The sequence below is a fragment of the Viridibacillus sp. FSL R5-0888 genome, from assembly GCF_038009105.1.
Lineage (GTDB): Bacteria > Bacillota > Bacilli > Bacillales_A > Planococcaceae > Viridibacillus > Viridibacillus arenosi.
In genome coordinates, this window is sequence record NZ_JBBPAU010000001.1 from 4,053,782 (window position 1) to 4,077,704 (window position 23,923).

Here is a 23,923-nt window from a genome sequence, read left to right on the forward strand (position 1 = left end):
CAACGAAAATAGAAAGAGCTTAGTAGTATTAACGTTGTTTACGTTTCATATAAAGTTCCCCATAATTCATTTTGGATAAATAACGATCTGACATACTTTTAACAATGAAGTATACAATTAATACTGAGACTACTTTATCAGCTACTTCTGTAATAAATGAAGAAGAGAATACTGCAGTCCATAACTCTTGGCCTGCTGCTAAAAATGTCGCCGTAATAATTGCTGATGTATTACCTGTAGCGCCACCAAAAACTAAAACGGTTATTGGTGCAGATACAATGACAGCAATAAATGTGATAATAATACCTGAAATAATCACTTTACCAATTTGTTTGAACATACCAAACTTAGATAAATAACCTGCACCAATCCCTATTGCTATAGATGTTAACGCATACGGTAAATAAATAGGATTAAAAATAGCATTAATTAAATTTGTAATAAGTCCTGCTAAAAGCGCTACCCAAGGCCCTGCCACTACACCGATTAAAATTGTGCCAATGGTATCTAAAAAGATAGGTAATTTTAATACATTAGCAACCTGGAACCCTACTAGATTAACCGCAACACCTATTGGAATTAAAAGCATTGCTAACATATTAAAATCGTCTTTAAAGCTACGTTTCATCTCATCTTCCTCCTTCGGCTATTTTTCTACCTCAAAGTAACTGTTCAATAAGTGCATCTCCATATACCTATCATATTGTTTTCACATAGAAGTCAACTCCCTCTATAATTCTGATTATCATACATATAAAGCCACACGACAGACGTGTAAGCGGATACATTTTTTTATTTCCTTCCTTCATATAGAAAGCCTGTATTAATTGCATTGTCTTCTCCTACTTCATCTAATGATGGAAATATGGTTTTTGTGACATTAAACTCAATCAAAATTCTTAGGACACTTTGTATTTCATTCGAAACTACATCATCTAGAATGCTTTAGGCGATATGTTCCCACTAACAATTAAAATCCTTAATATTGGGGGCAAAACCTTTTTCTATTATCAATCTAGTTACAACATTTGATTATTATGTTTTTACTATTTTTTCAATCACTGTTTTACTTAATATATTTATGAGTGTTATCAAATACTACTATTAAAAACAAAAAAACTACTTGATATCTAAATAGATATCAAGTAGTTTTTAAATACTTATTCCTTAAGCTAATTGTTTACCAATCGTATTCACTGCATTAAAGAATAATTCGATAAATCCTTCACGATTAACTGTATGTAGTACTTTAACATTTGGCGCTTTACCTGTTTTACCTACATAATCAACAATTGTTGAACCAGCTGTTAAACGGCCTTCCAACTCCACTTCTACAAAGTAATCTCCACCCTGGAATAACTCTGGAGCAACAAGATATGCAACTGCACACACATCATGTACACGAATTTGTTTCTCGAAATTTGGAGCGTGAAATGGTGTTTGTGATTGTGTGAATGTATAAAATTTCATCATCTCTGCAACTTTTTCAGCAAACGGAGTTCCTGACTTGCTTAATCGTTCCATTTCATCAAGGGTAATATATGCTTTATGCGTTACATCTAAACCACTCATAACAATCGGTAAACCTGCACGGAAAACTAATTCTACCGCATGTGGATCAACATAAGCATTAAATTCAGCAGTTGTTGACACATTACCACCTACTGCTGCTCCACCCATCCATGAAATCATTTTTATTTTCGGTTTTACTTCTGGGTGTGCAAATAATAACGCTGCTACATTTGTTAATGGGCCAGTTGCTACAATAATCATAGGCTCATCACTAGCTAAAAGTGTTTCACGCATTGCATTTACAGCTGAGCGATCACTCGTTTGTAGAGTTGGCTCCGCCCATTTCACATTGCCTAATCCACCTTCACCATGAATCTCTTCAGCCACTTCTAATGTACGGAACATAGGAGCATCAAGACCTCTAGCTACTTCAACATCTTGTTTAATATACGTTAAGAAACTAAGTGCATTATACGTTGTTTTATCTTGCGATACGTTTCCAGCTTCAGTTGTTACTAAACGAATATCTAACTCAGGTCTTGCAAAAGCAAGTGTTAGCATCATTGTGTCGTCAATACCAGGATCACAGTCTAATATTACAGGGATTTTATTCAATAGATTCACTCCTCAATACAGTTAATTCTATATATTTACTTCAATAAGTATTGTAACCCTTTTTCAAGATTGTATCATCATAGTATATTCTTGTATTTATATTTAAAAGCCACTTCCCTTATCGGAAGTGGCAAATACTCATTTCATTCTTTTATATTCTACAATCCATTCGTCATTTTCTAGAAACATTTGTACACCAAGCCAGCCTTCTTTTAATAGACGTTGCTGCATAGGGGTATCACTCATTAATACTTTATATGATTCATTGAATGACAAAACCTCTTCAGTTATTTTTTTGAAAAATACATAACGAAGCTTTCCACCATATTTTAATTTTAAAGCTGCAACCATCATACCTTGAGAAAATTTGTCTTTTAGGCTTGGAATATTGAACGGCTTTACTGTCGCACAAATATAATCAAAACGTTCCACATCTACCTGGTCCATAATAACTTTAGCCAATGTCTTTTGAAGACCAAAGCCACGATAATCAGGCGAAACATTTGAAATTTCCTGGTATAAAACACGTGGTAATAGAGATTCTTCTACTCCACAATCACGTCCAAGATGCTCATCATCAATTTCAGGCTCAAGAAGTGCACGGAATGCAATTAAATCTTCTCCTACAAATGCTCCAATCATTAAGCCGTTGCCATGAAGAATATATTCAAATTCTTCTTGTGATAGAGGCTGTAACACGGATTGATCTGGTAATGCATTATAAACAATAGTTTGTAATTGTTGTATGATCGCTAAATGTTCCATTGCTAATAAGCGTATATCAAATGGTGTTTCACCTAAATGACCTTTATATATACTGTTCATTCAAGCCCTCCTCCAATTGTTATTTCACTACATGCGAGTAGTGGCAAAGTTCTTGTAGGATAGCCTCATCTATATCAATGCCTAATCCTGGACGCTCATTTAAACAAATAAATGGTACATCATATTTTAAGTTACCCACATCTTTTGAAAATTTCAATGGACCTGTTAACTCGACACTTGTCATGATTTTTTTTGAGAATGCAACATGGAATCCAGCCGCAGAACCGACTGATGATTCTACCATCGATCCGATTTGACATTCAATTCCTGCCATTTCAGCCATTGTTGCTAATTTCATCGCTGGGTAAATACCTCCGCATTTCATCAGTTTAATATTGACCTTATCAGCAGCACGTTTAGCAATAATTTCACGCATTTCTTTTACACCATGTAAGCCTTCGTCAATCATTAAAGGAATATCTGTTTTAGATTTTATTTCTACCATCGCATCAATGTCGTCCGCAACAACAGGTTGCTCTAACCAATCTAAATCAACGTCACGTAATGCTCTTAAACCGCGTAAAGTTGTGGAACTATTTTCCCATCCTTGATTGACATCTACTCGGATTGCGATATCAAACCCAACACGCTCACGTACCGCTTGAATACGTTCTACGTCTTTCAAGACTTCTGTTCCAACCTTCATTTTGAATGAGCGGTAGCCTTGTCTCACACGCTCTTCTGCTTCATTTGCCATCTTTTCAGGTGTACCAATACTTAGTACATGTGTTATTGGGAACTTCTCATGATAACGCCCACCAATTAGTTGGTAGACTGGTACATCTAATTTTTTACCAACTATATCGAAACAAGCAATATCAATCGCTGCCTTTGCTGCAGGTACTTGATAAACTGCCTTGTCCATTAATGCATGAATCTTTTCGAAAGCCATTGGATCTTGACCAATCATTAATGGTGCAAGTTGGTTTTTTAATACAGCATAAGTGCTTTCCCAAGTCTCCCCTGTTACATGTTCATCGGGGACAGACTCACCGTAACCTATAATACCTTCATCCGTAGTCATTTTCACGATTATAGAGGGCATTGATGGATATGTGTCATAACTAATAATAAATGGTTCAATTAAAGGTAGCTCGATAGCAAAAATTTCAATTTCAGTAATTTTCATTTATATTCACTCTTTTCTTTTTATTTACGAGCTGTTATAGTTGTCGTTAAATAGTCGTTAATTAATAAAAAAATATAACAAAGGAGTCATATTCTATGTCAACAAAAATAGCAGTCATTTGTTCAAAAGCATTTATGAATCGTCTCAATATTATCTCACACGAAGTACCACATATACAATTAGATTTTTATATTTACAATTCACCAGAAGAAACACCTAATTTAATGAAACAAGTAAAACCTTGTGATGTTCTACTGTTGGCAGGGACATTGCCTTATTTATATGCTAAACACTTATTACATCAATGGCCAATACCTTGGACATATATAAAACAAGATGAAACGATGATATCAACAACTATTCTTTCTGCCATCGCAAAACATAATGTTACAATTGACCGATTATCTATTGATGTAATGAGCTCTACCTTTATACAAAATGTCTTGCATGATATCCAGATTGAAGGGCAATTACCCTTCACGCAAGAAATTGAATTATCGACACCAACTAAGCAATTACTTACAAATCATATTGCTCTTTGGCAGTCAAGGCAAATTGACTTAGTCATAACGAGTATTCATGCTATTTATGATGAATTAACGGCATTGGACATTCCTGTCATACGTATGCTTGATCCAAAAAGTTCAATTATTCGGCATCTAAATGAATCTATATCCTTATCACAATTAACAAAATTTGAATCTGCAAAAGCAGTTGCCGGAATTATAGAGTTCAATGAAGCTACACATAATCCACTACAAACGGTAGATCAATTAGCTACTATCATCCATGCTTCATATCAACAAGTAGATACATGCCGTTTTGAATTATTCACAACATATGGACATTTACAAAATGCACTTACCCAAAACAAACTTGAGTCTTTCTTTACTGTTTCAGAAAAGTCGGTGAAGCTCGTCTTTGGTTATGGTGAATCTATATTAGAAGCTCAAAGGAATGCACAACATGCTTTAAATTATGCATCTCCTAATGCTATTTATATCTTAACTGAAAACAAAGAACTACAAGGACCGTTTCCTAATAAAGCCTCAACATTATCATTACAAGCTAAAGATCCTTATATTGTCCTTATGGCGAAGGAAACAAAACTTAGCCCACTCAACATTTCTAAAATTATGGCCTTTAGTAAAGCGAGACAGTCGTTACAATTTACAGCTCATGATTTATCCGAGCATTTACAAGTAACACGGAGAACAACAGAGCGTATTCTAAAAAAACTTGTTGAACATAACTACGCTAAAATCGTTGGAGAAGAGATGACATATCAGCAAGGTCGACCACGCAGTTTATATGAGCTGAATTTTTCCACATACAATTAATAAAGCCTTCTAGACATCAAATATGCTAGAAGGCTTTTGCCTATTAATCTAGTGCAGGTACACTATTTAAATCTTCTTCCTTTTTTAACTTCGCTTCATTACTCTTTATTAATGCCTGTTCTTCCGGCGTTAATTTAACGATTGAAAACCCAATATATCCATAAATAATTGAAAGAATTGGTACTGTAAAATTCAATATCGCATAAGGCGCATATTCAAAAGCGCTTACACCTAGTGTCGCTAGTATAAATACACCACACGTATTCCATGGGAAAAACACAGAAGTCAATGTACCGCCATCCTCTAAAGTACGTGATAAGTTTTTAGAGTGCAGTCCTCTATCTTTATAAACCTTAACGAACATACGAGAAGGTACAACGATAGATATGTATTGTTCCGAACAAGTTGCATTTGTTGTAATACAAGAAGCAATTGTTGCAGCTACTAAGCTACCCGTTGATTTCGCAGCTTTCACAATAATATTCATCATTGATTGAAGCATACCAGAATACTCTAATACACCACCAAAAGTCATCGCAACAAGAGTCATAGAAACAGTGAACATCATTGAATCTAAGCCGCCACGATTAAACAACTCATAGACCATTTCATTGTCAGTTTCTAGTTTAAATCCTTCTTGTAAGGCATTTACTGCGTCTGCTGGTGCACCGCCTTGCACGAAAATTTGAGCTATAAATCCTAACAAAATACCAACAATTAAAGCAGGGATAGCAGGTACCTTTTTCGCTACCAATACAATTACAATAACCGGTACTAATAATAACCACGGAGAAATAACAAAGCTTTCTTGTAAAACGCTTAATGTTCCTTCAATTTTCCCAATATCCATTGTAGATGACGCAAATTGACGACCAAGTATGCCAAATACAACTAACGAAATAAGTAACGCAGGAATTGTTGTATAAAACATATGCTTAATGTGATCAAATAAATTTGTATCTGTTAAACCCGCAGCTAAATTCGTCGTATCAGAAAGCGGAGACATCTTATCACCAAAATAAGAGCCCGAAATAACCGCCCCTGCAATCATTGCTGCAGGAATACCCATACTTAAACCAATACCCATTCCAGCTACACCAATTGTAGCCATTGTCGACCATGAACTTCCGATAGCCAGTGACACAATTGAACAGATAAGCATAATCGTTACTAAAAACCATGCTGGTGAAATAATTTTCAAACCGTAGAAAATCATCGTCGCTACGACTCCTCCACCAATCCATGCACCAATCGTCAATCCGACTAACATAATTATCACAATTGCTGGTAACGCAAGTCGTATCCCCTTATACATCATGCCTTCAATCTCTGTCCATTTATAACCATGTTTCCAAGCAACAATCGCCGCTACAATTGTCCCCACAATTAGCGGCACATGTGGACTTTGATCTAACACCACGACTGTCACTAACATTGTGATAATCATAATCAAAAATGTTAAACCAGCCCAACCTGCACTTATCTCCTTTTTCATTTCTCACAACCCCTTTGCGAAAATATAAATAGTTTAGAATAGTCTATAAATAATCACTATTATAATAATAGTAATAGCCACTTCTTTTTGAGTCAAACCTTTTTTGAAAACGCTATCATTTATTATTCATAAACTAGCAAAATTCATCTAACAGATATTACTAAAAAATAAAAAACCTATGCAAAGAATTCCTTCGCATAGGTTTTTAAATTATTTTACTAGAGTTTTTGAAAGTAGTTTCGATAAAACTTTAGCAGCATCAAGTAATGCTTCTTTTTCAAAAGTCATTTTAGGATGATGTAATCCTGGCGCTAAATTAGCGCCAATACCGATCATTGTCGCTTTTAATTCTGGTTTTAATACTGTGTAGAAGTGGAAATCATCACTACCTGGTGTTACAACTGGTGGAGTTAGATACTCTTTACCTAATACTTCAACAATCGCTTCTTCTGCCATTTTTGCAGCCTCTGAAGATACTTCAGCACCTGGTGTTAAATCCACCCAATTCCAAGTAATATCCACATTAAATTGTTGCTTAATTGCTTCTAATCCATGTTCAACTTTAGATTGCATATCTTTTAATACAACATTTTTCTGCGCGCGAACATCCATTGTGAAGTTTGCACTACCTGGAATTATGTTGATACTCCCACCATCTGCTACAATTTTCGTTAATTTCACTGAATTTGGCTCAAATGGAGATATATAAATATTCTTCACCATTTGTTGGATAGCTACTACAACATCAATAGCATTTTGTCCTTGATGTGGTCGTGCACCATGGGCATCTGTTCCATGGATACTGCCCTCTAAGAATACCGCTGCTCCATGGTGGATAGCTGGAGATACTTGCCCTATTTTAAGTTCCTCAATAGGACGTAAATGCACACCAAATAAATGAGTTACATCTTCAACTGCCCCTCTTTCAAAGGTAGCAACAGCACCGTTTCCTTTTTCTTCAGCAGGTTGGAAGATAAAACGAACACGGTGATTTAACTTTTGCTTTTGCTCTTTTAAATGTAATAGTGCGCCTAACACCATCGATATATTGGCATCATGACCACATGAATGATTAGCACGCCATTCACCATCAACTTCTTGCCATAAAGCATCAATATCGGCACGTACTGCTACTACATCTTCCCCTTCACCCATTTCTGCTAGTAAACCTGGTACATCACCAAGAAGTTTATAAGAAATACTCAACTCATCTAATATAGACGCGATTTTTTTTGTTGTTTCATGTTCTTCCCAGCTAATTTCAGGGTTCGCATGAAAATACTCAAACCAATTTACTATTTGTTCATCAATTGTCATGTTATACACCTCATCTGAATCACATCATACTGCAAAAATGAATAGATTTCCAACTAAGCTTTTCTGTCCTATTATAATTTCCTGTAAATAATTTTACTAAGAAACGAATAAAAGTTTAGTGACTTAACATTGTTTATGGAGCTCTTAAAATTACTCGTATATTTTAAATCTCTTGAATTTGATGTAAATTAACTAAATTATGTAAAATCAATTCCCGTTTCATAAAAAAAACAGCCCTTAAATACGGCTGTTTAATAATTATAACTCCGTAAAAAAACCTTCAGGATATTGCTCACTATTATTCTCATGGCAAATCTCCTCACGTTTTTCCTCTTCTTTTTGAACCTCAAAATCCTGATCTACTAAGTACGTTTCAAATCTTGATGCTTTCATTAGCATCCTCCTTTTAAAAATATTTTTTATGGTTTTTTTATATTACAATTTTCTCCACATAAAATCAATGATTATAACCTAATTAATTTAAATTTTCTGTTATTTTATAAATATGAATCTAAATCCAACAATTTACAGTATAATAATGTAAACATTATACAACTGAAGGAGATTGCTCATGAGCCCTTATATAATTCCCATTTTCGCAATGTTAATCCCAATTGTCGCTATTTCATCGAAAGCTTTCAATGATCGCTTGAGAATTAAACATTCTATACTAAAAGATGAAATTGAGCTTGAAAAACTGAAACAACAAAGTTTTATAGCTGAAACTGAAAGGCTTCGTTTAGAAATTGAACAAGTTCGTTCATCATCTCCACTATCCAAAGATGCATTGTTAGAATTTAAGCCTATTCAACCAGACTTAAATATAGAACCTACTCCAATCTCTTTTAAAGAAACAAAATAAAATCACGGTCGCTCTAAGAGTGACCGTGATTTTTCTTTTCTCCAAAAACAAGACGCCATCCAATAACAACCGCAATTATTAATATCAGTATATATATCAACTTAGCATATGGAATCATATCGATTAAATAATGGACTAAAGCAAATGCACCAATGGCAAACATTGCTACAAAAATCTTTAACGTATTATTATCTTGTGTTAGTTCATGAGAATTTGAAAAAGGATATACTTCTCCATTCAAAAGTACATATGAAAGCAATGTCATCATAACTGCAACTAATAAAATTATAAGTAAATCCGGAATTATTGCCCATGAGAACATGGCAATAAATACAATGCTTAACAGAGTAAATGTCGGGAAGAACAACTTTACAATTGCTGCTTTTAGTGTACTACTATAAAACATTTTCGAATTGCTAATAGGTGTTGCTCTAAAAATCCAGTTACCTTTATATGCCCCTGAAAACTTCAACAAATGAACAACAGTCGGAATCATAAGCGCACTAAAATACAAAGGATACACATTTTCATTTGCCATGGCTTCTTTTAAAGAATAGATTCGTACTTCATTAAAAAACATGACAAATGGAATAACAATGGCAAAACCTATTTGTGGATATGCCTTCAATTTAAATTCTCGTTCCTGCCGAATCATTAGTGATGCAAATCGATAAAATGTACGCTCCTGAGAATTACGGCATAATACCTTCGAAGTCCATTCCTCAAATAGGTGGGATTTACCTTTTGTACGTACAGAATCACTCAACAATTTTGAGAGGCTTCGCTCAAATACTGGCATCAATTTAATATATAATTGCAGCATCAGCAAAGGAATAACAATACCACATGCCATTAATATAAGCATATTTATCGAGTAATCTTGGTTTAACATTACTTCAAAAAAGGCACTATACCAAAGAGGGGGTAAAAAAACATGCCACCATGTAAACATATACTGTAAATTCATTTGAGTTAACTCAAATGAATGTGCCATTACTTGATAGCTAAGCATAACTGCGACAGCTAAAAATATTTGCACATAATTGATAAGATCCTTCAGTTTTTCACCACTAAAGAAACGTAGAATAAATAAATATGTGAAGGCAGTAATGACAACGACAAAACAACTAATAAAAACAATACTAATGATGAAAATGAGCCCGTAAAAAATACCGAATCGATATATACCAACAGCAAGTGGAATAATGACAAATGCACCTTCCAACAATGCTAAATAAATTACAATATGCATTAATTTAGCCGCATTCAGTGTACGATTACTGACGGGTTTTGGCTGTAATATATTTTTGTCACGCACATCTAACAATACTGCTGAGAAATCAGACACCATCGTCGTAATTGTAATGAACATTAGCATAGTAAATAAAATGCTCGACGCGAACATATATTGATTTTCCAAAAATAAAAAAGGGGTTAACAATAAGAGTCCGTATAAAAGATATATCCAGAGTGATTTAATAAACTGATTACCCTCTTTTTTCTGCTTTTGTCCATTGAAAATAGCCGGTATTCGACGACTGTCCATCGTTAGTTTCAATTGAATCAGTTTCCTCATAATTGGATAATCGATATCGAATTTCTCAAAAATCCATCGGAACGCATCGAGTACTCTCAACGATTTAAAATCATTCATGTACTCGACCTTCTTTCACAATCTCGACAAAACGCTCAGCAATTTCAACCTGCTGATTAAATCCTGTCATTTGATTGAATATTTCCTCTAGAGTCCCCTCCTTGCCTTGCTGTTGTAACTCTTCGAAACTACCATCTGCTACTACTAAACCATTAACTAAAAGCACAATTCGATCACTAATCTTCTCAACAACTTCCATGATATGAGAAGAATAAAAAACAGTCTTCCCCTCCTCAGCAAGCTTTGCTAAAATCTCCTTCACAACGAGTACACTATTTGCGTCTAACCCACTTAAAGGTTCATCAAAAAATAATAGATCGGGATTATGCAATACGCTCGAAATAATCAGCACCTTCTGACGCATCCCCTTTGAAAAAGAGGTTAAGCGTTGATGAAAAGCATGCTCTAACCCAAATTGGAACATCAATTGATATGCTTTTTTCTCAGCTTCCTCTCGTCCTAAACCGTACATTTCTCCAGTAAAGGTCAAATACTCTGCAGCCGTTAAATGATCATATAGCTCTGCCGTTTCAGGCACATAGCCAATCCGTTTTTTATATGTATAATCTCCATCAGCAATATCCTTACCGAAAATTTCAATTTTCCCTGAATAGCCTTCAATTAACCCAAGCATTAATTTTACCGTCGTGCTTTTACCTGCTCCATTCGGTCCTATATAACCAATAATTTGTCCCTTACCTACTTCTAGATTAATACCATTTAAGACTTGCTTATTACCAAAAGACATCTCAACGTTTTGTAATCGTAAAATGGATTCGCCTATCAACAAAATCACTCCTTTATAAGAATTTTCTTTTTTCTTTAATTATAATAAAACCTTAGAATCGTATAAATGACTCTAAGGTTTTATGGTTATATTATCGTTTACGAGAGTTTTTAATTTCAGATACTTGCTCTCTCATTGTAGCGTATTTATTGTCGCCTATTAAAATCATAATTTGTAACATTGTAAAAGGTAAATAGGCTCGTTTTCGATAAGCCAAATATTTAGGCTTCCATGTATTTGCGAATTTCTCTTTAAAATGTTGCACGTCTTGGAAATTATAATATTCTTGCCCATTAAATATAATTTCTGCAGCAATTTTCTCTGTTAACGTCGCATACTTGGAAACCCCAATATGTGAAAGTGGTGTCATACCAACATTTAAAAGTTTGAAATTCTCACTCTTTGCCCAGATGAAGATATTGAGGAATAAATAATCTATTATTCCTGTTGGAAGATCCGTCTTTTTCGAACGCATTAAGTCAATCGAAATAGTCTGTTCTTCGTCATATAACGGGATGATATTTGAAAATGCTACAACTTGCGCTTCACCATTTTTTACAACAGCGAGTGGTGCAAATTGTAAGTAATCTTCGTTAAAATAACCAAGTGAGAATCCCTTTTCCTTTCGATTATCCAGCCATTCATCTGATAAGGTGCGCAATTCTTTCAGCAAATTTTTTTGAAATGGAGGTTGTATGATTTCAAAAGAATAGCCTTCCTGCTCTAAACTATTTGTCAGCTTACTAACGGACTTTGCATCATCGTTTGAATATACAAGTTTCTCAACATCTATATAGCCCTCTTCTCCTAATTTAAAGAAATTGTAGCCATAGCCATGTAGATAAGGTACAAACTGATCGCTTACTTCATAAAAGACTGGCGTATAACCGTAGTAATCAGCATGCGCAACAAACTCTTCAATCGCTTCCGCAAAATCCGCCTTTTCTCCAACCAAGTCTCCAAGAACAACTAGTTTATCGGCACTTTCCTGATAAGGGAATAAAACAGTTTTCTTCTTATTCCAAAAAATATATTTATCATGTAAAAAAATAAGGTGTGATAGCTCTTTACCACCATATTTATTGAGATGTAAAAATATTTCTTTCTCATGCTGGAATGAAGATATTTTCTTAAATTGTGTCACTTTCCTTAACCAAACTTCTATTAATACAACAATGGTTACAACAATTAAAGCGATAAAAGCGCTACGAAATAGATCACCCGAATCCGTAATAAAGTATGGTCTCATGCTTTCCGGAATTGGATATTTTGCAGATGGCTTCGCCCAAATGCCAATACCAACATACAATGCTGTAATAACCAAAATAATAGATACATTTATAATTGAGCGACCCCATGTAACAATATAACTTTCACGATAGAAACGATCTCTCGATACAAATAATAATCCAGCTACAAAAATCATAAATAATGCCTGTTCATATTGAATACCTTTTAAAATAAATAATGCTGCAGCAAACAATAATACAAATAATGTTAATTGGTATGAACGTCGATCCTTGTATGAAATACCATTAGATAATGCTAGCAATATAAATCCTGTCGCTACAGCAACTTGATGAGATACGTTTACTATCGGCAAAGATAATACATCTTTTGCATACTTAATTCTTTCAATGGCTCCAGGAGCTGCAGAAGATAGTAAAAGCAACAAGCCTGATAAAAACACAAGAACAGTAGCTGTGATATGACTAGCACGTTCTAAAATAATATTAGGAACACTATTAAAACCGGCATTTAATTTCCCCCATAGCTCTCGAAGGAACAAAGCAAGCCCCGCTAAAAAAGGAATAATATAATAACCTACGCGGTAAAATAATAGCATTAATAATACAGACTCTTCAGGAACATTTAAACTTTGAGTTCCCCAGATGAACACTAAATCAAAAGATCCGAGACCACCAGGAATCATACTCACAATACCAGCACATGAAGCAACAATGAAAATCGGCAATAATTGTTCAAATCCAATTGGAACTTCTAGCATATAGCTGATTAAGTATATAAATGCAAATGCGCCTAACCATTCTAAGACTGATACACCTAGTAATCCCACATCACCTAATACATGGCGAGGTGTTGTTGTTTTTTTAACTAATTGAACAATAGCTTTGATAATTAAAAATGGCACATATAGACCAATAATTGATACAGCAACAACTAAAATCTTTCGTTCATTAAATAATGGGAAATCCCAATAGAAGATTGGTAATACCCAAGCAAATAATGAAAGACCAGCTAAATAAAATAAAGTTACTGAAGCAATTGTTTTGAAAAAGGCACCACTATCTATTTCTTTTTTCTTAAAATAATGTGTTCGTAACAACACACCAATTAAGCCGCCAAAACCAATTAGATTAGAGAACGAGTTAATAATTAACGATTCTTTCATCAAACGTCTTAAAGGTCTTTTAAGCTTTAGTTTTCTTACAATAAAATAGTCATAAAAAAACATTGGAAATACAAGTGCTAAAGGAACAGCTGCCATTAATACTAAAGTACGAACATCTAAATTCTCTAGCTCTCGAACAATTTCTTGCCCATTAACATTCCCAAGTATCTTACCTATTTCATGAATAGCAAAAATCATTAATAGTACCGGAAGAATGATTTTCAGCCATTGAAAAATTGTCGATCTGTTTAGTTTCATTCGCAACCACCCATTTTACGTCAACTTCTTATACTACTACTATACAGTTGTAACGCAAAAAATGCTGAATTCGTTGCTTAAATTCTTATTTTTTTCACAAATCGACTATTTTTTGATAACCCCGCACGCTATTCGCTTACCAGAATTCCCTGATGGATCTGTTTTATAATCGTCTGATGATTCATGTATAACAAAAGCACTACCATCTCCATCTAAAATAGAACGACTATCTCCTTGTTTTAAAGTAAATGCTTTAGTCGAAAATTCTAAATCAACTGTACCATCTTTATCTATTTGTAAATTTGGTAAATCACCTAAATGGTACCCTTTTGGATTTAGATATCCATGTTGCTTATCTGTTGGATTAAAGTGCATACCTGCCGACTCGAATGTAGGCGCTTCACATTTTCCGACTGCATGAATATGAATCGCTTTCTCACCAGGTTCTAACCCTTGTAAAGCAATTCCGATGTTAACACCTTCTTCTGTTTCAGTTAAAACTGCTTCACCAATAGATTTACCTTCACTATTAATGAACATTGCATGTGCAGATTCAGCTGGAATTGCGGTTACTTCCTTATAAACTTCTTTATTAGACGAACAAGCACCAAGCAATAATGTCATACTTAGTAACATCCATTGCGATTTTTTTACTCTCATTGAATACCACTCCTTTTATAAAAGGATGGCTAAAATGTTGAAAATTATGTATGAGGAATGCTAATGACTCTCTTTTTCAAGAAAAGCGAATAAAAAAGTACCTCTCACAACGAAATTTTTTCGACATGAGAGGTACATTTTATATAGCTTATCAGTTTAGTTTAAAACTTTGATTGTGACATTACGTACGCCCCACTGATAAACCTTGTTGTTATCTGGGATGAATACATCAATACGGTTTCCTTTAATAGCGCCACCCGTATCAGAAGCGATTGCCTCCCCATAACCTTCAACCCACACTCTTGAACCTAATGGGATAACAGAAGGGTCAACTGCAATAACTTTTGCTCCTGGATTTGCACGTAAATCATAACCAGTAGCTGTTACACCTGAACAACCAGTACAATATGCAGTGTACGCAGTCGCACGTACAGTCATTGTTTTACCACCTTGAGGAGGTGTTGCTGTTGCTGATTGTGTAGATGTTGATTGAGCTTGTTTTGTTTGTTTTGCTTGTGGTGCTTCTTGTGTTTGAGCAGGCGTTTGTTGAACTTTTGTAATATTTGAAGTTGCCTTAGCCGATAATGCGAGTGTATCTCCTGCAAAGATTAAATCGCTTGATAAATTATTCCAACTCATCAAATCCGCTATAGTAACCTCATTTTCTTCGGCGATTTTTGTAAGTGTATCACCTTTTTTAATAGTATATGTGTCATCTGATTTTTTATCAGATTTAGATTCTAATTCTAGTTGTTGCGCTGGGAAGATTAAAGAAGAATCTAGCAGGTTAGATGCTTGCAAGTCTTCGACTGAAATGTTGTTGGCCTGTGCAATAGCCCAAAGTGTATCACCTTTTTCAACAGTATAACTAACAGATGCAGCTTGCGCTGTCATTGTTGCAGATCCTAATATTAAAAAACCTGCTGCTAGTGCAATCAATTGTTTTCTCATCGTTAAAAACGACCTCCTTTTCACTAACACGGATAACTCTAACATCCCCACATTGCATGAATATTTCTAAACGATGTAGGGGGGGTATCAATCCTGTTACAATAGTTGGCAATATTCTGTCATTTTATACATTTTTCTGTAAAAATTTTTTTCAAAGTGTTCAAAAAGGTTGTCATGACTACTATCACAGGCATTGGAATATAACTCCAATCACTCATTTCTGAAGCGCTTCATGCTCAAAGAACATAAAGAAATTGTCTCCATTTTTTTTTATTTCCTTGCAAAAAGAGGTTATTTCACTAAATTTGAGGGTGAAAATAGAGGTTTGAGCGTTCAAATATTACAAATGTCCATACACATTTTTAGAAGAAATAAACAGTAAAAGAATGTTTTTCAATTTACTTTCTGGTAAAACATTCAACTAATATATACTTTAAAAACAAAATTTTATTTTAAAGCATATATTTTCTTAACAAAAAAACACCTTCCTTTATCATTTAGGAAGGTGTTAAGTAAATTTAATCTGACCATGCTTGATCACAAACATTTAATGAATTTAAGAAGTAACCTCTTTTTGCATCGCCTTTAATTCAGCCAAAGTATAAAGTTCTAATAAGTCCTGTTTGTTAAGTTCAGGCAATAATAAATGAATATCTCTAAGTAATACTTTACGTTTTTTAAATTTGTCTTTATCTTCTTTTTGCTCAGCTGATTCGTCCATTACATTCAATAGTAATTCATCGGCCGACACTTGTAGCACCCCGCTTAACTTTACAATCCAGCTTGCGGATGGAACACTTTCTCCCATCTCCCAACTTTTAATACGGCTTGCGGACGTGCCAATTTTTCTGCCTAATGACAACATTGAATAATCATTTAACTCTCGTAGTTCCTTCAACTTCATTCCAAAAGCTTGAGCGTCAAACATTTTTCTCACTCCTTTTAATGTATTTTCTTTTGTGGTTCTTGAATTACTTCTATTATTAAGTTTTCGTATTTGCACTATTGAAATTTAGTGTTGAAAACTAACTCTGATGACTAAATAAAATTGTTATTTAACAAAACTAGCTGGCATATAAGCAGCTACTACCTCTCCATTAACTACATGCTCATCCCCAGCATATAATTTCACGTGAACTTTGAATTTCTTTGGGTGAATTTCTTCTACCTTGCCAACAGCTTTTAGCTGTACCCCTTGTGGCGTCGGTTTCAGGTAATCCACATGTAATGACGCGGTAACGAATCTTGGCGGTTCCACACTATCACCTGGCTCATGGCCATTTTTTCTATGGAGTGCCAATGCTGCTGATCCGGTACCATGACAATCAACAAGTGAAGCTAAAAAGCCACCATATACGAATCCTGGTATAGCAGTGAATTTATCTCCTGATTCATAAAAAGTAACGGTTTCTTCGCCTTCCCAAACCGTGCGAATATGATGACCTTCAGTGTTCAATCTTCCACAACCGTAGCACCAAGCAAATTCATCCGGATATTCATCCTGAATAGCTATTTTTTCTACCTTATTCATGCACATTCATCCCCCTTATTGCAAAATAATCCATCTACTATACAATTCGACACCCTGCTTCTTAAACCTTTTCTTTTTAACAACTTTTCTGCTTTAAAGAGAAAATTTTAATGTTTATTAGAATAATAATTAGATTACAGAGCGAATTCACTTTAACTTAAAAGCAAAAAAGCCATTTCATCTAATCGATGAAATGGTTTTTTTAATTTAATTTACTATTACCCATGTAGCGCAAAAAATGATTATGATAACAATCAATTTGAATAACCTAGTAGTATTTTCATTTCCCTTTTGACTCTTTGCTCTTCTTCATCTACGATTTTGCGATAATCAGGATTGCAACATCCCATTAAATATGGTCCTTTTTATAACCTGATTCATCTTTGTCCAATAAGATCAAATTTTCATTCCTTTGTTTGGCTGCAGCAAGAAAGAAGATAGAAATAATTCCCAAAATAATGACTATAGAGCCTATATATGCCCCATTCATCGGAAAACTAAAACCAATCGTAGCATTTAAAATGTAGATCATTGTTATCATCGTCATAAACACACCTAAATAAGAGAAATCCAGTAGTTTTCCTCTACTAATAATAAACACATTGTCTCAACCCATGATTTCCTTCTATTATAATTGTAGGTGTAGAAGGAAATTCTAAAAAATAAAAAAGCTATCTACTCATCAAATTTGATGAATAGATAGCTTTCATATTTTTATTACCATAATGTCGGCTTTGCAACCATAAACCATAGCATAATTAACAACAGTACAATATAAATCCAAACAGATTTCACTAATTTATTGATAAACTGCTGCTGATCGAATTCTGGTGTATTAAATGTACGAATAGTTGGCTTAAAGGCACTTGCCAAAAAGACGATTGAGCTAATCATTACAGCAAATGTCATAACAATCCATGACGTCAGCAAGTTCCAACCACCTAGCCACATAGCAAGCAATCCAGTAGTGACGAGAACATGGCCCGCATGCTTCACAATACGAATGGCAGTTGAAAATGTCCCCACATATGCTTCCAATGCATGGTGATTTTCCGTCGTTCGCATCTTCTTCAGCATCGGTAACAATACAAAAAATGGCCCAATCGACAAAATGGCACTAATAACATGTATAAAAACGATTATTGAATATATCATTTGATCGAATCCTTTAAATGGTATTTACTTTTCGATATTCCTTCTATATTCACGATAATTGAAAAGGTAATAGAGTGCAATGTCTGAATTATGAACAAAAAACTATGTTGTTTTATTCCACAGTCATAAGCAAAAAAGTAGCATTTCCATGGTTTAATCATATACACTTAAACTAGTGTTAATCTAATGTAAATTACTTATTAAAAAATCGTAAATTGGACTGGTTTTTTAAATTTCTGTAGTACAATGCAGATATAGGTGAAACCATCACATAAAAGGTTGCACTTTAGCATATACTTAAGATAGAGGAGAGGATTTTTATAGGTATTCATAAATTTTTTACAAGCTTAAACGACTTAGAGCGAATTATTCGCTGTCCCGGACGCTTCAAATTCGAGGAGCATAATGTAGCAGCTCACTCTTGGAAAGTATCACAATACGCTATGTTCTTCGGCACCTTAGAGGAAATGAATGGCGCAACGATCAACTGGAAATCTTTATATGAAAAAACGATCAACCATGATTTCGCAGAAGTTTTCATTGGTGATATTAAAACACCAGTTAAACATGCATCACCTGAGCTCAAACAAATGCTGGCGCATGTGGAAGAGAAAATGATGGAAAAATTCATCGTCTCAGAAATTCCAGATGAGTTCCAAGCCATCTTCTTTGACCGTATGAAGGAAGGTAAAGATGCCACAACAGAAGGTCGTTTACTTGAATTCGCAGACAAACTCGACCAATTCTACGAAGCATTTGCAGAGCTAAAACGAGGGAATACTGATTTAGAATTTGTTTATATGTATCAAACGGCTTTAGAAAAGTTGTTGCGTATCCCACTGCCAACAAGTGTCGCATACTTCAAAGAAGTTATGTTAGCAGACGTTATTGCTGAAGAAACGCAAATCGATATTTACTCATTAACCCATGAAATTATCAATAAAGCCTAAGCCTTGGAAATAAAAAGGCGAAGAGCTTTTTTATTTTACCCCGATTTCATAAAAAAACTGAAAAACTGTAAATCCCCTAACACTTTAGGAATTCACAGTTTCCCCTTTACTTTGCTTCTATTTTATAAAACTCTTTAGGAATTGGCCCTACATTACGTCGATGATAGAGTAATGGCTCTTTTTCTGTATTTTCAATATTAATGACGTGCCCGATTAAAACAGTATGATCACCTGCATCAACTTGTTGGACTGTTTCACACTCTAGCACTGATAATGTATCATTCAAAATAGGTAATCTTTGTACAGACTCTTGCCATTTACATTGACTAAAACGATCTTCAATTTTACTTGAAAATAGGTTACACAATTCTTGTTGATCATTCGCTAAAATATTTACGGCAAATTTTTTCGTTTTCATAAATTCATTATATGATTTTGATTTTTTATCGATCGACCATAAAATGAGTAACGGATCTAGAGAAACAGATGCAAAAGAATTCACCGTTAATCCAAGAGGTTCATGATTTCCATTGAATGTTGTTACCACTGTAACGCCTGTAGGGTAGTTACCTAAAGCTTTACGAAACGCTTGCTGTTGCTCTGACATATTATTCACTCCTATTTTTCAATTCCTTTTATTATGATATCTCTATCATATGTTTATTTTTAACGAAAGGGTTCGGTCAAGAGTATGACGAAGAATTTCTTATTTTATAAGTTATTTTACAATAACAATTCGCAGGTCGAGCGACTGTATTTCTTTCTCCCTGGGCGCAACAGTTGGCTTTCCAAATGGTAATTGCGCTATCAGTTTCCATCCTTTTTGAATTCCCCACTGCTGACAGATTTCAGATGAAAACGTTGGAATATAGTGCTGCAAACTAGCGCCAAACCCTTCGTACTCCAATGAAGTCCATACTAAGTATTGCAGTATTCCTGATGATTGATGCGACCATTCAGTAAATTGTTCATGAAATGATGGGAACTTCTCCTGCATTGATGCAACTACTTCATAATCCTCAAAAAACAATACTGTCCCATAGCCACTTGCAAATGCATTAAACTTTCTCTTGTTTTTTTCTATGTGTTCTTCCGCTAATCCTTCTTTGATTGATTCAAAAATCACTTGCCAAAAGTCTTTATTGCTATTTCCAAGCAATACAACTAATCGACCTGTTTGAGAATTAAAAGCCGATGGAGTATTTGCCACAGCTAATTGGACAATCTCCTCAATACGTTCATCAGAAATCACAAATTCATCCGTAATACCATAAATGGATCGTCTTTCTTCTATCGCAGAATAAAAATCACCTGACATTTTAAGAACCTCCTTCCTACTCTGCTATATCAAATCTGTAACATTTCACTAATGTATTAAATTTATAAAACTCTTTGGTTTGATCTCTTTGAAACCCAAGCCATTCATACAATCTAATTGCATCTGACATTTTATCTGTGGTATGCAAATAAAGAGACTCAGCTCCTTTTTGTTTAGCATACTCTATACTTACTTTTAACAGTTCTTTTGCCACACCTTTCCCTCTAGCAGAAGGATGCACTGCCAACAAACGTACAACAGGAGTATGGATTTCTAACTCAGGCAAACCATATGCTTCTTTAGATGAAGAAAAAATTTGTAATGTTCCTAAAATATTATCGTTGCTTTTCGCTACTAAAACGCGGTCCAAATTAGGGTTGTCTAATGAAGTTCTAATCTCCCCAATATACGTATTCCAAACTTCCTCATTTTCATAACTATCTTTATATTGTTCATAGCTTTTCACTAAAACTTCACGTGTTGCATCCTTTTCTTGTTCTAACAAGACATCTATTGCAATAATACTCCCCATTATTCCTGACCCCTTTCTAGTTTCATTTAAATTGCACTATTATTATAGGATTTCGCCTTTTTCTCTACGGCATAAGATACCCATTCTATAATTGCTGTAATAATCCAGTATAAAAGACCAGCTGCTATGAAAGCCTCCAAAAACTTTAAATTTTTGGAAGCGATTATATTTGCAGCACCTGTAATTTCTTTTTGAGATACTAGAAAAGCAATTGATGTAGTATGTAAAAAGCCGATTATTAAGTTTGTAAAATTAGGAATAGACTGAGCTAATGCTTGAGGTAAAATAATTCTTTTCAGTACTTGAAATGTATTCATCCCTATTGCATACGCTGCCTCTATTTGCCCCTGAGATACACTAGATATCCCTGATCGAATAATCTCAGATAAATAGGATCCCGCTGTTAAAGATAAAGCGGTTATGACAAACAAAACAATAGGAATAGAGTTAGATTGTATAGGTAAATGTAAATATTTTATTAATATATCCAGTAATAGCGGTACACCAAAATAAATTAACATAATATGCATAATTGCAGGAGTTCCTCTAAAGAAAGAAACATAACCATTAGCTATTTGACTTAAAAACCTCAAATTATATGCTCTAATCATTGCAACAGATATTCCGATAAAAAAACCAATAATAATAGGTGTAAATGTAAGAATTAGAGTTAACGGGGCAGCTTTTAATAGTTCTTTGAATGCAATCCAGATAAAAGGAAAGTCAATTGTCATATTACTTTACACCCCTTCTCAAATAGTAGCTGTTTCACTTGGTTGATAACGATTTAAATATCTCTCCGAAATTTTAAATGCTTTCTCTAAAATCACTACAACAATGTAATAAACAATTGCTAATGAAATATACACTTCTAAAGCATGTGCAGTTGAAGCGATTAACGTCTCGCCCCTCCCCATCATATCCATTACACCAATTGTAAAAGCTAAAGAAGTATCTTTTAAAGAACCTATTATAGAATTTGAGATATTAGGAAATGCGATTCTAATTGCTTGTGGAAATATAATTCTATAGAAATTTTGAAAACGAGTCATTCCTATTGAATAAGCTGCTTCCGTTTGACCATAATTGATAGCTGAAATGGCACTGCGAAATATCTCTGCAAAAATTGCTCCATTGCTTAGTGAATAAGTAATAATAACGAAATAGAGTGCATCCATTCTTGTAATATCTATATTCCATATCATTAAAACTGCTGGTAGCCCATAGTAGACAAGGAATAACTGAATAAGTATAGGTGTACCTCTAATAAATGATATATATAAAGTAATCAATTGCTTTAATATTGGAATATGAAACAACTTTGGTATAGCCGCAACTATACCAATTAAAATTCCAAGTATTATAGAATAAATTAAAATTTCTAGAGTAATACCCAAGTATTTTATTAATGTAGGAATAAATTCAATAATTAATGCCGGATCAAATACTTTCCCCATCCACTCGCTTCCTTCCAAACTATTATTTAAAACTCAACAGAATAATCTGCTCCTAGCCATTTCTCGCTCAATTTGCTAACAACTCCCTCTTTCTTTAATTCTCTAAGTGCCTCATCCACTCTATTTGAAAGTGTTGTTTCATCCTTATTTAGCAAGAAATACACTTTAGAATTTAGTAATGTTTCCCCAACTACTTTTTGCTGTGCATCTGCTTGCTCATTATAAAATTCAGCTGCAAAAGGTGTTGAAATAATAGCATCTATACGTTTTGTTTTAAGTTGATTGATAATATCAGTTGTGTTAGTCCCGTAATTGATTTTTGCTCCTAAATTATGTTTTTTATTGTATTCTTCAATGAAAACGGCTGAATTACTAGTTGGAGTAACACTAATTTTTTTCCCTGCTAAATCATTAATTGATTTAATATCATTATTGCCTTGATGAATAGTCACCTTTAACGGAAAAACATTATAAGGTTCTTTATTGAATAAAAACTTTTCTTCTCTTTCTTTATTCACTTCCATTTGATGCGCGATAAGGTCAATTTTTTCAGTTTCTAAGCTTAATAATAAATTTGAAAACTCCATCGTCTTAAATTCAAATTCATATTCCGGTAGCTTTTCATCTATCGCTTTTACAATTTCGATATCATACCCCGTCAACTTTCCTTCATCATTTATAAAACAGATATTTGGAAACTGAGTACCCGTACCAACAATGATTTTCTGAACCTTTGTTGAACTTCCTTTATCATCCACTGACTCTGCCTTTGATGAGCAAGCACTCAATAAAGCTATTACAAATAAAAGACCCCATAACCATAGTTTCTTCATTATTTTCCCTCCCACTTAAATAACTAAATATCTATTTGTTTACTTGGTTTTAATCCAAAACAAATACTTCATCTAATGCTTCTTGCAAATGCTCTATTCCTACTTCCGTTACTCCACGATATACATTTCCTTGACCAATTTCTACAACAGGTACGTGACGTACACCGTATTTTACATCTAAAATATCTCTTAAATGATCATTATTAGTGACATCCACTGTTTTATAAGATAACTCTTTGTCAACTAAATATTTTTTTACATCATCACAATAACTACAGCCTTCTTTTGACCAAATTATAATAGATATATTTTCTGACATGCTATCTACC

26 protein-coding genes are annotated in these 23,923 nt (G+C 34.1%); 3 read left to right on the forward strand and 23 right to left on the reverse strand.

What is annotated here, in order from left to right:
• Positions 1-28: 28 nt before the first annotated feature.
• From MKY02_RS20010 to MKY02_RS20025, 4 genes are all read right to left on the reverse strand, one after another.
• On the reverse strand, positions 29-628 hold the full coding sequence (locus tag MKY02_RS20010) for an ECF transporter S component (protein WP_038180462.1): 600 nt from the start codon (positions 626-628) through the stop codon (positions 29-31).
• Between the two features lie 539 nt (positions 629-1,167).
• Complete coding sequence (locus tag MKY02_RS20015; RefSeq protein ID WP_038180464.1) at positions 1,168-2,127, reverse strand: nucleoside hydrolase; 960 nt, start codon at positions 2,125-2,127, stop codon at positions 1,168-1,170.
• Between the two features lie 138 nt (positions 2,128-2,265).
• Entirely contained in the window at positions 2,266-2,952 is a 687-nt protein-coding gene (locus tag MKY02_RS20020) for an N-acetyltransferase (RefSeq protein ID WP_076065532.1), read from the reverse strand.
• A gap of 19 nt (positions 2,953-2,971) precedes the next feature.
• Positions 2,972-4,081, reverse strand: coding sequence for a mandelate racemase/muconate lactonizing enzyme family protein (locus MKY02_RS20025; RefSeq protein WP_076034250.1), 1,110 nt, complete (start codon positions 4,079-4,081; stop codon positions 2,972-2,974).
• A 95-nt stretch (positions 4,082-4,176) separates the two neighbouring features.
• On the opposite strand from MKY02_RS20025, the gene MKY02_RS20030 reads away from it, so the two are divergent.
• The gene (locus MKY02_RS20030) at positions 4,177-5,421 is read left to right on the forward strand and encodes a hypothetical protein (protein ID WP_340711639.1); all 1,245 of its coding nucleotides are present in this window, start codon (positions 4,177-4,179) and stop codon (positions 5,419-5,421) included.
• A gap of 43 nt (positions 5,422-5,464) precedes the next feature.
• On the opposite strand, the gene nhaC is transcribed toward MKY02_RS20030, so the two are convergent.
• From nhaC to MKY02_RS20045, 3 genes are all read right to left on the reverse strand, one after another.
• A complete protein-coding gene (gene nhaC / locus MKY02_RS20035) occupies positions 5,465-6,916 on the reverse strand; it encodes a Na+/H+ antiporter NhaC (RefSeq protein ID WP_038180472.1) in 1,452 nt (483 codons plus the stop codon).
• Between the two features lie 210 nt (positions 6,917-7,126).
• Entirely contained in the window at positions 7,127-8,233 is a 1,107-nt protein-coding gene (locus MKY02_RS20040; protein WP_340711640.1) for an amidohydrolase, read from the reverse strand.
• A gap of 258 nt (positions 8,234-8,491) precedes the next feature.
• Positions 8,492-8,626, reverse strand: coding sequence for a hypothetical protein (locus tag MKY02_RS20045; protein ID WP_268746455.1), 135 nt, complete (start codon positions 8,624-8,626; stop codon positions 8,492-8,494).
• 178 nt (positions 8,627-8,804) lie between these two features.
• On the opposite strand from MKY02_RS20045, the gene MKY02_RS20050 reads away from it, so the two are divergent.
• A complete protein-coding gene (locus MKY02_RS20050) occupies positions 8,805-9,095 on the forward strand; it encodes a hypothetical protein (protein WP_051448586.1) in 291 nt (96 codons plus the stop codon).
• 13 nt (positions 9,096-9,108) lie between these two features.
• On the opposite strand, the gene MKY02_RS20055 is transcribed toward MKY02_RS20050, so the two are convergent.
• From MKY02_RS20055 to MKY02_RS20095, 9 genes are all read right to left on the reverse strand, one after another.
• Positions 9,109-10,749, reverse strand: a complete 1,641-nt coding sequence (locus MKY02_RS20055; protein WP_076034247.1) for a hypothetical protein — start codon at positions 10,747-10,749, stop codon at positions 9,109-9,111.
• Positions 10,742-11,497: an ABC transporter ATP-binding protein gene (locus MKY02_RS20060; RefSeq protein WP_076034300.1), complete on the reverse strand. Its 756-nt coding sequence runs from the start codon at positions 11,495-11,497 to the stop codon at positions 10,742-10,744. The genes MKY02_RS20055 and MKY02_RS20060 overlap by 8 nt, the downstream gene beginning before the upstream one ends.
• 130 nt (positions 11,498-11,627) lie before the next feature.
• On the reverse strand, positions 11,628-14,207 hold the full coding sequence (gene mprF / locus MKY02_RS20065; protein WP_076034246.1) for a bifunctional lysylphosphatidylglycerol flippase/synthetase MprF: 2,580 nt from the start codon (positions 14,205-14,207) through the stop codon (positions 11,628-11,630).
• Between the two features lie 105 nt (positions 14,208-14,312).
• A complete protein-coding gene (locus tag MKY02_RS20070) occupies positions 14,313-14,867 on the reverse strand; it encodes a superoxide dismutase family protein (RefSeq protein WP_076034245.1) in 555 nt (184 codons plus the stop codon).
• Between the two features lie 156 nt (positions 14,868-15,023).
• Positions 15,024-15,818, reverse strand: coding sequence for a LysM peptidoglycan-binding and 3D domain-containing protein (locus MKY02_RS20075; protein ID WP_038180484.1), 795 nt, complete (start codon positions 15,816-15,818; stop codon positions 15,024-15,026).
• 556 nt (positions 15,819-16,374) lie between these two features.
• Entirely contained in the window at positions 16,375-16,746 is a 372-nt protein-coding gene (locus MKY02_RS20080; protein ID WP_038180486.1) for a helix-turn-helix domain-containing protein, read from the reverse strand.
• A gap of 123 nt (positions 16,747-16,869) precedes the next feature.
• Positions 16,870-17,349: a PaaI family thioesterase gene (locus tag MKY02_RS20085; protein WP_038180489.1), complete on the reverse strand. Its 480-nt coding sequence runs from the start codon at positions 17,347-17,349 to the stop codon at positions 16,870-16,872.
• Between the two features lie 349 nt (positions 17,350-17,698).
• On the reverse strand, positions 17,699-17,890 hold the full coding sequence (locus tag MKY02_RS20090) for a hypothetical protein (RefSeq protein ID WP_076034243.1): 192 nt from the start codon (positions 17,888-17,890) through the stop codon (positions 17,699-17,701).
• 176 nt (positions 17,891-18,066) lie between these two features.
• Positions 18,067-18,504: a hypothetical protein gene (locus MKY02_RS20095; RefSeq protein ID WP_076065534.1), complete on the reverse strand. Its 438-nt coding sequence runs from the start codon at positions 18,502-18,504 to the stop codon at positions 18,067-18,069.
• A gap of 320 nt (positions 18,505-18,824) precedes the next feature.
• Here MKY02_RS20095 and MKY02_RS20100 point away from each other — a divergent pair, with 320 nt between their 5' ends.
• A complete protein-coding gene (locus tag MKY02_RS20100; RefSeq protein WP_038180495.1) occupies positions 18,825-19,454 on the forward strand; it encodes a YfbR-like 5'-deoxynucleotidase in 630 nt (209 codons plus the stop codon).
• A 106-nt stretch (positions 19,455-19,560) separates the two neighbouring features.
• Here the strand turns inward: MKY02_RS20100 and MKY02_RS20105 are convergent, their stop codons facing one another.
• The 7 genes from MKY02_RS20105 to MKY02_RS20135 form a co-directional block, all read right to left on the reverse strand.
• On the reverse strand, positions 19,561-20,061 hold the full coding sequence (locus MKY02_RS20105; RefSeq protein WP_038180497.1) for a flavin reductase family protein: 501 nt from the start codon (positions 20,059-20,061) through the stop codon (positions 19,561-19,563).
• Positions 20,062-20,172: 111 nt separating this feature from the next.
• The gene (locus MKY02_RS20110) at positions 20,173-20,772 is read right to left on the reverse strand and encodes a nitroreductase family protein (RefSeq protein ID WP_076034240.1); all 600 of its coding nucleotides are present in this window, start codon (positions 20,770-20,772) and stop codon (positions 20,173-20,175) included.
• A gap of 16 nt (positions 20,773-20,788) precedes the next feature.
• Positions 20,789-21,304, reverse strand: a complete 516-nt coding sequence (locus MKY02_RS20115) for a GNAT family N-acetyltransferase (protein WP_038180503.1) — start codon at positions 21,302-21,304, stop codon at positions 20,789-20,791.
• Positions 21,305-21,330: 26 nt separating this feature from the next.
• Positions 21,331-22,038 carry an amino acid ABC transporter permease gene (locus MKY02_RS20120; RefSeq protein ID WP_038180506.1) on the reverse strand — a complete coding sequence of 236 codons (708 nt, stop codon included), beginning with the start codon at positions 22,036-22,038 and terminating at the stop codon, positions 21,331-21,333.
• Positions 22,039-22,056: 18 nt separating this feature from the next.
• Entirely contained in the window at positions 22,057-22,761 is a 705-nt protein-coding gene (locus MKY02_RS20125) for an amino acid ABC transporter permease (RefSeq protein WP_038180508.1), read from the reverse strand.
• A gap of 26 nt (positions 22,762-22,787) precedes the next feature.
• Positions 22,788-23,594, reverse strand: coding sequence for a transporter substrate-binding domain-containing protein (locus MKY02_RS20130; RefSeq protein ID WP_038180511.1), 807 nt, complete (start codon positions 23,592-23,594; stop codon positions 22,788-22,790).
• 49 nt (positions 23,595-23,643) lie between these two features.
• Entirely contained in the window at positions 23,644-23,913 is a 270-nt protein-coding gene (locus MKY02_RS20135; RefSeq protein WP_038180513.1) for a glutaredoxin family protein, read from the reverse strand.
• Positions 23,914-23,923: the final 10 nt, after the last annotated feature.